This window comes from Bradyrhizobium sp. CCBAU 45389, assembly GCF_028128625.1.
GTDB classification, from domain to species: Bacteria; Pseudomonadota; Alphaproteobacteria; order Rhizobiales; family Xanthobacteraceae; genus Bradyrhizobium; species Bradyrhizobium liaoningense_B.
This window is the reverse complement of sequence record NZ_LBIY01000096.1, coordinates 399491-414023: the sequence shown is the minus strand read 5'-3', so window position 1 is coordinate 414023 and position 14533 is coordinate 399491. Positions and strand designations below refer to the sequence as shown.

Below are 14533 nucleotides of genomic sequence, written 5' to 3'. Positions count from 1 at the left end.
GCGTCAGCTCTGCGTCAGCTTCGAGCCGGCCACTGTGCCGGATGACTGCCGAGCGGCATCGCCGGACGGCTCCATTGCGCCGGCGTCTTCGACAGCAGTGCCGAATGTTGCACTGCCTTCAACATGCCAAAGCCAGATGGCATGCGCTCGATGAACGCAGCATGTACAGCTTCACCCGTAAGATCCGGGGTGTTCAGTCCGCCGTCGAGCCGACCGAGATTCCACAGCCAGCGACCGGTCTGCGCCAGCGACACTCGGACGTGCCAGCTGCCGCCTTCGCGCGCCTGGCGTGCTCTGGCCATCATCGCACCGAACGCCATCAGATAGCCGGTCGCGTGGTCGAGGATCTGTGCCGGCAATTCCTTGGGACCGTCGACGCCCGCGGTCTGGCCTTCGGCATGGTTGAAGCCGGTCGTGGTCTGCACCAGTGAATCGAAGCCGCGCCGCTCGGCCCAGGTGCCGGCATGGCCATAGGCCGACAGCGTGACATAGACGATGCCGGGACTGATCGTGGCGACCTCCTCGGGCGCAAAGCCGAGGGCGGCGAGCGCGCGCGGGCGATAACCCTGCGAGAAGATATCGGCGTCCTCGAGCAGCTCGCACAATTGCGCCCTGCCCGCCTCGCTCTTCAGCTCGATGAAGGTGGTGAGCTTGCCGCGGCCGGTATCGATGGTGAGCCACGGGATAGCCGGCAGCTCCGGGCCTGACACCAGCAGCACATCCGCACCGTGCGCGGCGAGCGTGCGGCCCGCGACGGGTCCTGCGATGACGCGGGAGAGATCGAGCACGCGCAGGCCAGCGAGCGGACGATCGCCTTGCGGCCACGGCCTTGGCGGGGCTTCGCCGATCTTCTCGATCGAGAGCAGCGGCAACTCTGCGAGCGCACGCGCCTGCGGCAGCGCCGACCATTCGTCGTAAGAGCGCATCAAGGCGACAACGCCGCCCGCGGCGTAAGCCGCGGCTTCAAAGTCCTCGCCCTTCCACTGCATCAGCGCGGCCTGCACCTTCTCGCGCTCCGCCTCGCAGCCGAGCACCTTGCAGACGGCGTCGCGATGATGCGGGAAATTGGTGTGACAGCGGACGAAGCGGCCATCGCCCGTCCTGTGGACGCCGGCGATGGCATCCCAGGCCGGTGGCGGCGGCTTGTCGTCGAGGCGCAAATAACGCTCGGAACGGCATTCGGCGACGGCGTGGCGCAGATCGACGGAGACAACCTGCTCCTGGCCGCTGCGCAGCTTCCATATTTCGGCGGCGGCGAGGCCGGCCGCGGCGATCGTGGCTTGTCCGGCGACGGCGACGCGAAACGAGGACGGGATTTGTGGCTCGATGCCGGTCAGTCGCACGCGATCGAGCGCGGCTGCGTCGCCGCCTGCAGTGGTCCAGATATCCCTAAGAATGTCGGCGGGGCTTTGCATGACCCTTCTCTCCCTTTAGCCTTCAGCATCCTGTTAGCACATGAGGAAATGCAATGGCTGCCATCGACCCTCTCACCGCAGGTGCCGTGTTCATCGCAACGGCGGCCACAGACGCGGTCTATGTCATGTTCACCTCGGCCGTGATCGCGCGCAAGCGCATGTCCGCGGCGAATTGGAGCGCAGTCTGGTACATGCTCTCCTCCTACGCCGTGATCAGCTACACCGAGAACCCGTTCTATGTCGCTTTCGCCGCAATCGGCTCATGGGCCGGCGCCTACGCCTCGCTGACCTTCCTGCATCGGCCGCCCGGCGGCCCGCCGGTGGGGGCGTCGCCGGAGTGAGGCGGGCGATTTAAGCGAAGCCGTCAATGACACGCACGGTGTCGTCCTGGCGAAAGCCAGGACCCATTACCCCGGTCGAATGTTGTCGGAGCACGCTTTGGCCAGGACATCGCGCAGCCATAGCGATTTGTGGTAATGGGTCCTGGCTTTCGCCAGGACGACGTTCGGGGAGACACTCTCCTCTCATTCGCGCAACGACCAACAACAAGGAAAACCAACAATGGATCTCGGTCTCAAAGGCAAGAACGCCGTCGTGCTCGGCGGTACGCGCGGCATCGGGCGGGCGATTGCGGCGACGCTGACCGGTGAAGGCAGCAATGTCGCGGTGTGCGCGCGCAATGCGGATCAGGTCGCGACCACCGTCACTGAGCTGAGGGCGAGCGGAATCCGCGCCACCGGCAGCCCGGTCGATGTGACCGACGGCGCGGCGCTGAAAAGCTGGATCGAGAGTGCAGCAAAAGAGCTCGGCGGCATCGACATGCTGTTCTCCAATGCCGGCGCGATGGCGCAGGGCGGCGATCCCGCGTCCTGGGAGCAGAATTTCCGGCTCGACGTGCTCGGTGCCGTGCACGCCTTCGACGCCGCGCGGCCATTCCTCGAGACAAGCGGCGCCAGCAGCGGCGACGCCGCCTTCGTGATCATCTCATCGATCTCCGCCGCGCAGGCAGACACGGCGAGCTCCTACGGCCCGATCAAGGCGGCGCTGATCCACATGGCCAAGGGACTGGCGCGGCAATACGCGAAGAAGAAGATCCGGGTCAACGTGGTCTCACCCGGCACCGTCTATTTCAAGGGCGGCGTCTGGGAGATGGTCGAGAAGAACATGCCCGAACGGTACCAGGACGCGATGAAGCGCAACCCGACGGGCCGCATGGCAACGCCGCAGGAGATCGCGAGCGCGGCGGTGTTTCTGGCGAGCCCGGTGTCGGGGTTCACGACGGGATCGAACCTCGTCGTGGACGGTGCGATCTCGAACCGGGTGAATTTTTGAGGGCGGCACGATCATCGAAGAACTTGTAGGGTGGGCAAAGCGAAGCGTGCCCACCGCTTTCGCGACGAGACCCTAGAAGGTGGGCACGGCGCTCACGCGCCTTTGCCCACCCTACGGCAGCTTTGCTGGAGGCGAAGAGCCTCAATGAAAATCCCGCGACGGCGGCAGGATGCGGACGTTGCGGGGGTGGCGGATTTTTTGCGCGGGCATGTCCGTGAGGGCGCGAGGGTCTTCGTTGAGCGGCTCGACGACGGTGGCACCTGCCGGCACCGGATGCTTGCCGCTGAGCGCATCGTTGGCGAGGCCGACCAGATCGTGCGAGCGGTCGATCATGCGCTGGGCGATGAGGTGTGTCACCTTCTCGGGGCTGCTCTGGATGTAGCCCTGAACCTCGATGAGGCGCGCACCCATCACCTCCTTGCGGTACTGCTCCATGATCTTGGGCCAGACCACGACATTGGCGATGCCGGTTTCGTCCTCCAGCGTCATGAACACGACACCGCTGGCGCTGCCCGGCCGCTGCCGCACCAGCACCACACCGGCGCAGCGGACGCGGCGCCGCTCGTTCTCGTGGCTGATCTCCTTGCAGGCGACGACGTGCTCGCGCGTAAACATCTCGCGCAAGAATTCCATCGGATGGCCCTTCAGCGACAGCCGGATGGTCTGGTAGTCCGCGACCACCTGCTCGGAACGCGGCATCGCCGGCAGCGGCTTTGCGCCTTCGTCCGGCTGCTCGCGCGCGGTCGCCGCCTCGAACAGCGGCAGCGGCACGTCGTCGGGAAGCCGCCGCACCTGCCACAGCGCCTCGCGGCGGTCGAGCCCGAGCGAGCGGAAGGCGTCGGCATCGGCCAGCAGGATCAGCGCGCGCTTGGGCAGGCCGGTGTCGCGGGCGAAATCCTCCAGCGAGGTGAAGGGACGATGCTTGCGCGCGGCGACGATGCGGTCGGCCCAGTCATCCGAGCCGGCATAGTCCCTGCCTTGCCGTGTTGCCTGCTCCCTCTTGAGCCTCTCCTCATCCTTGTCGAGCCAATGGAAGCCGTCGATCTGGCGGAAGCCGAGGCGCACGGCGCAATATTTGCCATCTGTATTTTCCAGCGTGTTCTGCGCAAAGCTGAAGGACACGTCGATGTCACGGACCTCGACACCGTTCTTGCGGGCATCGCTGACGATCTGCGCCGGGGCGTAAAAGCCCATCGGCTGCGAGTTCAGGAGGCCGCAGCAGAAGGCATCGGGATGGTAGTGCTTCAGCCATGAGGAGATATAGACGAGCTGGGCAAAGCTTGCGGCATGGCTCTCCGGAAAACCGTAGGAGCCAAAACCCTTGATCTGGTCGAAGCAGCTTCTGGCGAAATTGGGATCGTAGCCGCGCGCCACCATGTTGCCGATCAGCTTCTCCTCGTATTGACCGATGGTGCCGACATTGCGGAAAGTCGCCATCGAGCGGCGTAGGCCGTTGGCTTCCTCGGACGTAAAATGTGCGGCCTCGATCGCGATCCGCATCGCCTGCTCCTGGAACAGCGGAACGCCGAGCGTCTTGTGCAGCACTTTGTAAAGCTCGTCCTTGTCGCCATGATCCGGCGACGGAGACGGATAGCTCACCTTCTCAAGCCCATTTCGCCGCCGCAAATAAGGATGCACCATGTCGCCCTGGATCGGACCCGGCCGCACGATCGCAACTTCAATGACGAGATCGTAGAAGGTCCGCGGCTTCAGGCGGGGCAGCATGTTCATCTGCGCGCGGCTCTCGACCTGGAACACGCCCAGCGACTCCCCGGCGCACAGCATGTCGTAAACCCTGGGGTCATCCTGCGGGACACTCGCCAGAACCCAGCGCTCGCCCTTGTGCAGGTCGATCAGATCAAAGCACTTGCGGATGCAGGTCAGCATGCCCAGCGCGAGCACGTCGACCTTCATCATGCTCAGCGCGTCGACGTCGTCCTTGTCCCATTCGATGAAGGTGCGGTCGTCCATCGCGGCATTGCCGATCGGCACATAGGTGTCGAGCCGGTCCTGGGTCAGCACATAGCCGCCGACATGCTGGGAGAGATGGCGCGGGAATTCGATCAATTCGGTGGCAAGCTCGACCGCGAGGTTGATCATGGGATTTTGCGGATCGAGCCCGGCCTGCCTGACCTGCATGTCGTTGAGGCCCTTGCCCCAGCTGCCCCAGACGGTATCGGCGAGCGCGGCGGTGACGTCCTCGGTCAGGCCCAGCGCCTTGCCGACGTCGCGGATGGCGCTGCGCGGACGATAGTGGATGACGGTGGCGATGATCGCGGCGCGGTGACGACCATAGCGGCGATAGACATATTGCATCACCTCCTCGCGCCGCGAATGCTCGAAATCGACGTCGATGTCGGGCGGCTCCAGCCGTTCCTTGGAGATGAACCGCTCGAACAGCAGGTCGACCTTGGTCGGATCGACCGAGGTGATGCCGAGCACGTAGCAGACGGCCGAATTCGCCGCCGATCCGCGGCCCTGGCACAGGATGTTCTGGCTGCGCGCGTAGTGGACGATGTCGTGCACGGTGAGGAAATAGTGCGCGTATTTCAGCTCGGCGATCAGCGCGAGCTCTTTCTTCAGGGTGGCGCGCAGCTTGTCGTCGATCTCGCCGCCGAAATACTTTTTCACACCCGCCCAGGTCAGATCCTCCAGATGCCCCTGCGCGGTCTTGCCCGGCGGCACCGGCTCGTCCGGGTACTGGTATTTGAGCTGATCGAGCGAGAAGTCGATCCTGTCCGCAAAGCGCATGGTCTCCGCGATCGCCTCAGGAAAATCGCGGAACAGCCGCGCCATCTCGCGTGGCGTCTTCAAAAAGCGCTCGGCATTGGCCTCGAGCTTCCGCCCCACAGCCTCGATCGTGGTCTTCTCCCGGATGCAGGTCAGCACGTCCTGCAGCGGGCGGCGGCCGGGATCGTGATAGAGCACCTCGTTGGTCGCGAGCAGCGGCACTTTTGCTTTGACGGCGAGATCATCGAGCCGCGCCAGGCGCCGCCGGTCGTCGCCGCGATAGAGCAGGCTCGCCGCCAGCCACACGCCGTCGGCGCGGCTGGCTTTGAGCTTGGCGAGGACATCCAGCGCCTGTGCGGGCTCGAAACGATGGGGCAGCGTCAAGACCAGGAGCTGGCCTTGCGAAAACTCCAGGAGATCGGCAAACCTCAGATGACAGTCGCCCTTCTCGATCCGCGTGATGTCGTCGCCGCGCTTGCCCCGGGTGAGGAGCTGACACAGCCGGCCATAGGCCGCGCGATCGCGCGGATAGACCAGAATGTCGGGTGTGCCGTCGATGAAGACGATGCGGGCGCCGATCAGAAGCTTCGGCTTGTGCAGCACCTTGTCATTGTCGAGCTCCTTGTAGGCCCGCACCACACCGGCGAGCGTGTTGTGATCGGCGATGCCGATCACCGGAATGTCCAAAGCGCTCGCCTGATGCACATAGGCGCGCGGATCCGAGCCGCCGCGCAGGAAGGAAAAATTCGTGGTGATGCCGATCTCGGCATAGGCTGATGTATTCATGCGAAAAGACCGTGCACATACCAGCCGGGAGACGCGGGCTTGCCGTCACCGTCGAACACCTCTCCCTCGTAGAGACCGTCGCGAAAGATCCAGAAGCGCAAGCCCTCGGCATCCTCGATGCGAAAATAATCCCGCGTCAGCTGCTTGCCGTCCTGCCGCCACCATTCCATGGCGATACGCTCGGGCCCTTCCACCCGCACCACCGCATGCAGCGCACGCCGCCAGGTGAACTGATGCGGCGGGCCATCGGGCACGGTCGCGAACGGCACCTTGATCGGCTCCGGCTTGTCGAACAGCCGCAAGGGGCGCAGCGGCGGCTCGCTCTCGGTGCGAACAGGCCATTCGGCCTGCATGGCTGCCGTGAGATGATGCTGCGCCGGCGCGGCCAGTACCGCGCTTTCGGGGATATGGGTGTCCTCAGGCAGGTGCACGACGACGCGTTTACCCCCGATGCGCGCGGCGATGCGGTCGATCAGCGCGGCGAGCTCGTCATTGTCGTGGACATGGGCATCGAGGTCGCGCTGCTCCTGCACCACGATTTCGGTGCGGCTCGCCGACAGCCGCACCATGTCGAAACCGAAACCGGGATCGAGCGGGTCGGCGAGCGCATCGAGACGCTCGCGGAACAGGCGGTCGATCACCGCGCTGCGCGTCACGGGACGTCCGGTCTCGACCATGATGGCGCGCACCACACCGTCGGTGCGGAAAAAGGCGGCTTCGAGACGGCGCGCGCCCTTGCCCTGCTTCTCCATGGAGGCGATCAGCGTGTCGGCCAGCCGCGACAGCGTCATCGCGATCATGGTGTCGGTCGCGATCGGCTCGGCAAAGCGCTTCTCGACGATATAGTCGGGCAGCGGCTTGCGCGGATTGATCGGCGCATCGCCCTGCCCCAGCGCGTGCGCGAGCAGGGTGGAGAACCGCGCCCCGAACCGCGCCGTGATCTCGCTCGGCGCGCGCGAGGCGACATCGCCGATGGTCTTCAGGCCGGCGCGGCGCAGGCCGGTGGTGATGGCCTCGCCCGCACCGAGCGCCGAGACCGGAAATGGACTGATCGCCTCCGCCTCCCCGCCATCGGCCACGATGGTGCCGGTCGCCTGCCGCGTCAGCGTGCGCGCGCAGACCGAGGTGCCAGCAATGGCCGCGCTGACGGCAAAGCCCTGACGTGCGAGCGCACGAACCAGTGTCTGCAAAAGTGCCGCTTCGCCGCCGAACAGATGCGCGCAGCCGGTGATATCGAGGAACAGCCCGTGCGACGGATCGAGCGCCACCAGCGGCGTGAAGCGGTCGCACCAGTCGGCGATGTCGCTAAGCGTCTTGGCATCGGCCACGACATCGGCGTCGAACACTTTCAAGTCCGGACACATCGCCCGCGCATTGGCGAGCGGTTGGCCGATATGCAAACCCAAACGAGACGCCGCATCGTCCAGCGCATGGATCACCAGCGCATTGTTGTCCTTGATGACGACAATGCTCGGCTCGTCTTTTTGTTTTGACGCGTTTTCTTCACGCGAACCGGTACCCACTTCGCTTGAAAACGCTTTGGCTTTGGCCTTACCCAGCCCGGCGCTGCCAAGGAACCGCTGGATCCGGTCGATGGGCAGGCGCGGCAGCCACAGGCTGAGAATACGTCGAGGGTTCGCTGAACTGGCACTCATCACAATTCCATTCCATGATCCACCGGCCACAGGGGCCATGACGATTGCGCAAAAGCTCGGCATCGAAGCGCGGCGCGCCCCAGGCACTCCACATCGGGCCCGGCGGCGAATGCGCCGCGCGCAGCATCCATCGTGTCTCCGCAGTCGAAGGCAGCGGCTGTGCGGCCATGCGCAGCATCAGAGCGGTGACGCCCGAGCCTTGCGCGGCCAGCGTCAGCTTGCGGCTCGCCACGAGATCGAACTGCCTGATATCGCCCCAGAGCTCGAGCACGACCGCACCCAGCGCATCGCAGGCGAGCGCATCGGCCGAAGTGCGCAGCGCGCTCTCGACATCGGCCGCGCGCACCATCACCACGCGGCGCGGATCGAGGCCGAGCTCGGCGAGCCCGCTCATCGACAGCGCGCCGGCCTCTAACTCCGAAAAATCCTGCCGCACCCACAGCAGCGGCCGGCGCGCGCTCACGCGTCCGGCAAGGCCCATGACGAAGCCCGTCGCAGCCGCGCCCTGGCGCCCTTCGCAAAACACCTCGTGGACCGCCGCGCGCGCGAGCCCGCCCTTCAACGCGGCGTCGGCCTCGTCATGGCCGAGTGCGATGCGATCCTGCTGATGCACGACCTCCGCCGTCTCGATGCGCTCGATCTGGCCGCGCAAGGTCGCAAGCGCGCTCATACGTGCGCCGCTCATATACGCCGCTCCTTCAGAGGTGATTGCCGGTGGCTCTCAAAAAGAGAACCAGCGGCTGGCTCATTTGTTCATGATATGTTCTAATATAAAGCTAACGGCGGCCGGAGAGTCAATCGAATTGGCAGGCCAAGAATTCATGAGTTGAATCAATGGATTCCAGGATGGACGTACAACGCAAGCTGGAGATTCTGGCGGATGCCGCCAAATACGATGCGTCCTGCGCCTCCAGCGGCACCGAGAAGCGGGATTCCAGCGACGGCAAGGGCATGGGCTCGACCGCGCCCGGCATGGGCATCTGCCATTCCTACGCGCCGGACGGACGCTGCATCTCGCTGCTCAAGGTGCTGCTGACCAACGCCTGCAATTACGATTGCCTCTATTGCGTCAACCGTGCCTCCTCCAACGTGCCGCGCGCCCGCTTCACCATCGAGGAGGTGGTCAAGCTGACGCTCGACTTCTACCGGCGCAATTACATCGAAGGGCTGTTCCTCTCCTCCGGCATCATCCGCAGCCCCGACTACACCATGGAGCAGGTGGTGAGCGTTGCGCGCAAGCTGCGCGAGGAGCATCACTTCCGCGGCTATATCCACCTGAAGACCATTCCGGAGGCCGACGATGCGCTGATCGCGGAAGCCGGCAAATATGCCGATCGTCTCTCAATCAACATCGAGATGCCGCAGGAGACGAGCCTTAAGCAATTCGCGCCCGAGAAGAACGTCCGCGCGATCCGCCGCACCATGGGCCGGCTGCGGCTGAAGCTCGACGAAGCCGAGGACAGCCGCAGTGCAAAGACGAAGGCAAAACCGCAGCGCTTCGCGCCGGCCGGCCAGAGCACGCAGATGATTGTCGGCGCCGATAGCGCCTCCGATCACACCATTCTCCACACCAGCGCCAATCTCTACGGCTCATACAAATTGAGGCGCGTCTATTACTCCGCGTTCAGCCCGATCCCCGACGCGAGCCGTGCTTTGCCTCTGGTACAGCCACCGCTGCTGCGCGAGCACCGGCTCTACCAGGCCGACTGGCTGATGCGGTTCTACGGCTTCGACGTTGCGGAGATCGTCGACGACAGCGCGATGCTGCCGCTCGACATCGATCCGAAGCTCGCCTGGGCGCTGCGTCATCGCGACCGCTTCCCGCTCGACGTCAACCGCGCCAGCCGCGAGGAACTGCTGCGCGTGCCGGGCTTCGGCACCAAGGCGGTCGAGCGCATCATCGCGACACGGCGCACCACCACCATCCGCCTCGCCGATCTCGCGCGGCTGCACGTGCCCAAGCACAAGGCGCTGCCGTTCATCGTCCTCAGCGATCACCGCCCCTCACCGCATCGCCTCGACGCTGCCGGGCTGATCGAGCGGTTCAAGCCGAGGGCAACACAATTAGGGTTTGGCTTCTGATGCAGTACATCACCCTCGACACCGAAACCGATTTCGACGGCTGGCGCAAAGCCGCCCGTAGCCTCGTGCTTCACCACGTGCAGCCCAGCGATGTCACCTGGACCGTGCAAGGCGGCGAAGCGGAGTTATTCGCACCGCCCGCGCCGTCTCCGATCCTCGAGGTGAATGACGGCACCTTCAACGTATCAGGCAAATTCGTCGAGCTCGCCAAGGCGGCGATCCTGCATCGCGATGTCGAGCGTTTTGCGATCCTCTATCGCCTGCTGTTCCGGCTGAAGGACAACCACAATCTCATCGAGGTCGCGACCGACCCTGACGTCGCGCAGGTCACGGCGATGGCAAGAGCCGTCCATCGCGACGAGCACAAGATGCACGCCTTCGTGCGCTTCCGCGAGATCGGCAGGGAACGCCAGGCGCATTACGTCGCCTGGTTCGAGCCGGAGCACCACATCGTCGAGCTCGCCGCGCCGTTCTTCGCCAAGCGCTTCGCCGACATGCCCTGGTCGATCCTCACCCCCGATCTGTGCGCGCATTGGGACGGCCACGCGCTTTCCTTCACGCCGGGCGTGAGCAAGAGCGAAGCCCCCAGTGAAGACCGGCTGGAGGAAACCTGGCGGCGCTACTACGCCAACATCTTCAATCCGGCCCGGCTCAAGGTGAAGGCGATGCAGGCGGAGATGCCGAAGAAATACTGGAGGAACCTGCCGGAGGCTTCGATCATTAAGCCCCTGATCGAGGACGCCGAGCGCATGACCGGCGCCATGATCGCCAATGCCGCAACCGATCCGCACAAGCCTCAGAAGCGGCCGGAGGCTCCGATGACACGCAAGCTTGCTGCCGACGATCTCGAAGCGCTCCGCGAGGAAGCCGCCCATTGCCGCGCCTGCCATCTCTACAAGGACGCGACACAGACCGTGTTCGGCGAGGGCCCGAAGAACGCCAACATCATGCTGGTCGGCGAGCAGCCCGGCGACAAGGAAGATCTCGCCGGTCATCCCTTCGTCGGCCCGGCCGGGCAGATGCTCGATCGTGCGCTGGAGGAGGCCGGCGTCGACCGCAAGAAGGTCTATGTCACCAACGCGGTGAAGCACTTCAAATTCGTGCCGCGCGGAAAGATCCGCCTGCACCAGAAGCCGAACACGCCCGAGATCCGGGCGTGCCGGCAATGGTATGAGCGGGAAGTTTCGGCAATCCAGCCCGACCTCATCGTCGCGATGGGCGCCACCGCCGCGCAGAGCGTGTTCGGCAAGATCACTCCGATCGGAAAGAACCGCGGCCGGTTGATCGATCTTCCCGACGGCCGCAAGGCGCTGGTGACGGTGCACCCGTCCTATCTGCTGCGGCTGCCCGATCCCGAGGCCAAGGTGCTGGAATATCAGCGCTTTGTCGAAGACCTGAAGATCGCCGCCGGCCTGCAGAGGAAATCCGCGCGCGCGGCCTAAATACTGGCAGGAAAGCGCTTTTCAACCGCCGCTTGTCATCCAGCCTTCAAATCCATCGCGGACAATACCCTTACCTGAAAGTTAAGGGGCGTCCTGACATGACCGATGTAGCATTCGACCGCGCGGTAGCCGATCCCGCGCCGATCCAGCCGGCCTCACGGCCCAATCTCGACAAGGGCTTCAACCCGCTGACGATGATCCTGTTCTTCGGCATCCTCGCCGCGGGCCTGCTGTTCGTCGCCTACAGCATCTATGTCGATGTCAACGCCACCGGCACGCGGGTCACGACCTTCCTGCCCTACATCCTGTTGTTCGTCGCGCTGCTGATCGCGCTCGGCTTCGAGTTCGTCAACGGCTTCCACGACACCGCCAATGCGGTGGCGACGGTGATCTACACCCATTCGCTGCCGGCTGAAGTCGCCGTGATGTGGTCGGGCTTCTTCAACTTCCTCGGCGTGCTACTCTCCTCGGGCGCGGTCGCCTTCGGCATCGTCTCGCTGCTGCCGGTCGAGTTGATCCTCCAGGTCGGCTCCAGCGCCGGCTTCGCCATGGTGTTCGCGCTGCTGATCGCCGCGATCCTGTGGAATCTCGGCACCTGGTTCTTCGGCCTGCCCGCCTCCTCCTCGCACACGCTGATCGGCTCGATCATCGGCGTCGGCATCGCCAACGCCGTCATGCGCGGCCGCGACGGCACCTCGGGCGTGGACTGGAGCAAGGCCACCGAGATCGGCTACGCGCTGCTGCTGTCGCCGTTGTTCGGCTTCATCTGCGCCGCCGTGCTGCTGCTCGTGCTCAAGTTCATCGTGCGCAACCCGGCGCTCTATGCTGCGCCCGAAGGCAACAAGGCGCCGCCGCTCTGGATCCGCGGCCTGCTGATCGCCACCTGCACCGGCGTCAGCTTCGCGCACGGCTCCAATGACGGTCAGAAGGGCATGGGCCTGATCATGCTGATCCTGATCGGCACCGTGCCGACCGCCTACGCGCTCAACCGCGCGCTGCCGGAATCCCAGGTCGCCCAGTTCCAGAAGACCTCGGAAGCCGCCGCGAGGGTGATCTCTGCGAAGGGCGCCGGCCACAGCATCATCGGCGATCCCCGTCCGGCGGTGACGCAGTACATCACGCTGCACCACATCAACGAGGGCACCTATCCCTCGCTCGCCGTGCTGGTGAAGGATGTCGGCGACCAGGTTGCCAAATACGGCACGCTGAACAAGGTGCCGGCGGAAGCCGTCGGCAACACCCGCAACGACATGTACCTGACCTCGGAAGCGATCCGCTTCCTGATGAAGGACAAGGAGAACGATCTCAACAAGGAGGAAATCGCGACCCTCAACGCCTACAAGGGCTCGCTCGATGCCGCCACCAAGTTCATCCCGAACTGGGTGAAGATCGCGGTCGCCATCGCGCTCGGCCTCGGCACCATGATCGGCTGGAAGCGCATCGTCATCACGGTCGGTGAGAAGATCGGCAAGTCCCATCTCACCTACGCACAGGGCGCCTCCGCCGAGCTCGTTGCCGCGGCCACGATCGGCGCCGCCGACGTGTTCGGCCTGCCGGTCTCGACCACCCACGTGCTGTCGTCGGGCGTCGCCGGCACCATGGCGGCGAACGGTTCGGGCCTGCAATGGTCGACGATCCGCAATCTGCTGATGGCCTGGGTGCTGACGCTGCCCTGCGCGATCATGCTGTCGGCCACGCTCTACGTGATCTTCTCGCGGATCTTCTGAGCAATCACGTCACTCAAAGACAAAGGGCCCGCGCGATGCGCGGGCCCTTTTCGTTTGCGCGAAGAGCTCGGCCTTACGATCCCGCCAGCGATTCCTCGACCAGCTTCACCCAATACGACGTGCCGAACACGATCGCCTCGTCGTTGAAATTGTAGGCGGGGTGATGCAGGCCGGCGCTATCGCCGTTGCCGCAGAAGATGAACGCGCCGGGGCGCGCTTCCAGCATGTAGGCGAAATCCTCGCCGCCCATCAGCGGCGGCATCTCGTGCACGTTGGCATCGCCCGCAACCTGCCTGGCAATGCGCCGCGCCACCTCGGTCTCGGCCGCGTGGTTGTTCACGACGGGATAATTGCGCTTGTAGTGCAGGTCGATCTTGGCGCCGGTGATCTGCGCCACGCCCGCCACCACCTCGTGCACGCGCTTCTCGACGAGCTTACGCACCTCCGGCGACAGCGTGCGGATGGTGCCCCTCAGCGTCGCCGTCTGCGGAATGACGTTGCGGGCGTTGCCGGCGTGGAATTCGCAGATCGAGATCACCGCCGATTCCAGCGGATCGACGCTGCGCGCGACGATCGACTGCAGCGCGGTGATCACCTGCGCACCGACCAGCACGGAATCGATGCATTTGTGCGGACGGGCGGCATGGCCGCCGAGGCCCTCGATCATGATGTCGACCTCGTCGGTCGCCGCCATGATCGGACCGGGACGGATCGCGAACGAGCCGACCGGGATGCCCGGGCCGTTGTGCATGCCGTAGACCTGCTCGATGCCGAAGCGTTCCATCAGGCCGTCCTTGACCATGGCTGCGCCGCCGGCGCCGCCCTCCTCGGCCGGCTGGAAGATCACGATCGCATCGCCGGCGAAGTTGCGGGTCTCAGCGAGGTAGCGCGCGGCGCCGAGCAGCATCGCGGTGTGGCCGTCATGGCCGCAAGCGTGCATCTTGCCCGGGTTCTTGGAGGCGTAAGGCAAATTGGTCTGCTCCTCGACCGGCAGCGCATCCATGTCGGCGCGCAGGCCGATCACCTTGAGCCCCTCGCCGGCCGGCTTGCTGCCCTTGATCACGCCGACGACACCGGTCTGGCCCATGCCAGTCACGACCTCGTCGCAGCCGAACTCGCGCAGCCGGTCCGCCACGAATGCTGCAGTGCGGTGGACGTCATAGAGCAGTTCGGGATGCTGGTGGATGTCCCGGCGCCAGGCCTGAATATCGGGTTGAAGGTCGGCGACACGGTTCACGATGGGCATGGAGAGTCTCAAGCTTTGTTGGGAATACAGGACTGTCTACCATGCAAGCGTCAGTCCACCCAACTCCCCGGGATCGGGGCCTGGCTCTGACGAACAGGCATGGCCGGGCTTGTCCCGG

General features: G+C 64.9%; 10 protein-coding genes. 5 read left to right on the top strand and 5 right to left on the bottom strand.

The window, feature by feature from the left end; translation table 11 throughout:
• Positions 1-14 precede the first annotated feature (14 nt).
• Positions 15-1415: a CoA transferase gene (locus XH79_RS31720; RefSeq protein ID WP_271584208.1), complete on the bottom strand. Its 1401-nt coding sequence runs from the start codon at positions 1413-1415 to the stop codon at positions 15-17.
• 53 nt (positions 1416-1468) lie between these two features.
• Between XH79_RS31720 and XH79_RS31715 the strand changes: the two genes are divergently transcribed.
• Positions 1469-1756: a hypothetical protein gene (locus XH79_RS31715; RefSeq protein ID WP_018647989.1), complete on the top strand. Its 288-nt coding sequence runs from the start codon at positions 1469-1471 to the stop codon at positions 1754-1756.
• 220 nt (positions 1757-1976) lie between these two features.
• Positions 1977-2747, top strand: a complete 771-nt coding sequence (locus XH79_RS31710; protein ID WP_271584207.1) for an SDR family NAD(P)-dependent oxidoreductase — start codon at positions 1977-1979, stop codon at positions 2745-2747.
• Positions 2748-2888: 141 nt separating this feature from the next.
• On the opposite strand, the gene XH79_RS31705 is transcribed toward XH79_RS31710, so the two are convergent.
• The 3 genes from XH79_RS31705 to XH79_RS31695 are packed head-to-tail and all read right to left on the bottom strand — an operon-like array spanning position 2889 to position 8603.
• Positions 2889-6263, bottom strand: coding sequence for an error-prone DNA polymerase (locus tag XH79_RS31705; protein ID WP_271584206.1), 3375 nt, complete (start codon positions 6261-6263; stop codon positions 2889-2891).
• Positions 6260-7918, bottom strand: a complete 1659-nt coding sequence (locus XH79_RS31700) for a Y-family DNA polymerase (protein ID WP_271584205.1) — start codon at positions 7916-7918, stop codon at positions 6260-6262. The genes XH79_RS31705 and XH79_RS31700 overlap by 4 nt, the downstream gene beginning before the upstream one ends.
• Positions 7815-8603, bottom strand: coding sequence for an ImuA family protein (locus XH79_RS31695; protein ID WP_271584204.1), 789 nt, complete (start codon positions 8601-8603; stop codon positions 7815-7817). Before XH79_RS31695 ends, XH79_RS31700 begins: the two co-directional genes overlap by 104 nt.
• A 161-nt stretch (positions 8604-8764) precedes the next feature.
• Between XH79_RS31695 and XH79_RS31690 the strand changes: the two genes are divergently transcribed.
• The 3 genes from XH79_RS31690 (at position 8765) to XH79_RS31680 (ending at position 13169) form a co-directional block, all read left to right on the top strand.
• Positions 8765-10000 carry a putative DNA modification/repair radical SAM protein gene (locus XH79_RS31690; RefSeq protein WP_271584203.1) on the top strand — a complete coding sequence of 412 codons (1236 nt, stop codon included), beginning with the start codon at positions 8765-8767 and terminating at the stop codon, positions 9998-10000.
• On the top strand, positions 10000-11442 hold the full coding sequence (locus XH79_RS31685; protein WP_271584202.1) for a UdgX family uracil-DNA binding protein: 1443 nt from the start codon (positions 10000-10002) through the stop codon (positions 11440-11442). Before XH79_RS31690 ends, XH79_RS31685 begins: the two co-directional genes overlap by 1 nt.
• A gap of 98 nt (positions 11443-11540) precedes the next feature.
• Positions 11541-13169, top strand: a complete 1629-nt coding sequence (locus tag XH79_RS31680) for an inorganic phosphate transporter (RefSeq protein WP_271584201.1) — start codon at positions 11541-11543, stop codon at positions 13167-13169.
• A gap of 73 nt (positions 13170-13242) precedes the next feature.
• Here XH79_RS31680 and XH79_RS31675 read toward each other — a convergent pair whose 3' ends face one another.
• Complete coding sequence (locus XH79_RS31675) at positions 13243-14415, bottom strand: M20 aminoacylase family protein (RefSeq protein WP_271584200.1); 1173 nt, start codon at positions 14413-14415, stop codon at positions 13243-13245.
• Between the last annotated feature and the right edge of the window lie 118 nt (positions 14416-14533).

Bases quoted from the DNA above. Each gene is read 5' to 3' on its own strand.
- XH79_RS31705 (WP_271584206.1), bottom strand. From the start codon at position 6,263: ATGAATACATCAGCCTATGCCGAGATCGGCATCACCACGAATTTTTCC.
- XH79_RS31710 (WP_271584207.1), top strand. From the start codon at position 1,977: ATGGATCTCGGTCTCAAAGGCAAGAACGCCGTCGTGCTCGGCGGTACG.
- XH79_RS31700 (WP_271584205.1), bottom strand. From the start codon at position 7,918: ATGAGTGCCAGTTCAGCGAACCCTCGACGTATTCTCAGCCTGTGGCTG.
- XH79_RS31685 (WP_271584202.1), top strand. From the start codon at position 10,000: ATGCAGTACATCACCCTCGACACCGAAACCGATTTCGACGGCTGGCGC.
- XH79_RS31680 (WP_271584201.1), top strand. From the start codon at position 11,541: ATGACCGATGTAGCATTCGACCGCGCGGTAGCCGATCCCGCGCCGATC.
- XH79_RS31675 (WP_271584200.1), bottom strand. From the start codon at position 14,415: ATGCCCATCGTGAACCGTGTCGCCGACCTTCAACCCGATATTCAGGCC.
- XH79_RS31715 (WP_018647989.1), top strand. From the start codon at position 1,469: ATGGCTGCCATCGACCCTCTCACCGCAGGTGCCGTGTTCATCGCAACG.
- XH79_RS31690 (WP_271584203.1), top strand. From the start codon at position 8,765: ATGGACGTACAACGCAAGCTGGAGATTCTGGCGGATGCCGCCAAATAC.
- XH79_RS31695 (WP_271584204.1), bottom strand. From the start codon at position 8,603: ATGAGCGGCGCACGTATGAGCGCGCTTGCGACCTTGCGCGGCCAGATC.
- XH79_RS31720 (WP_271584208.1), bottom strand. From the start codon at position 1,415: ATGCAAAGCCCCGCCGACATTCTTAGGGATATCTGGACCACTGCAGGC.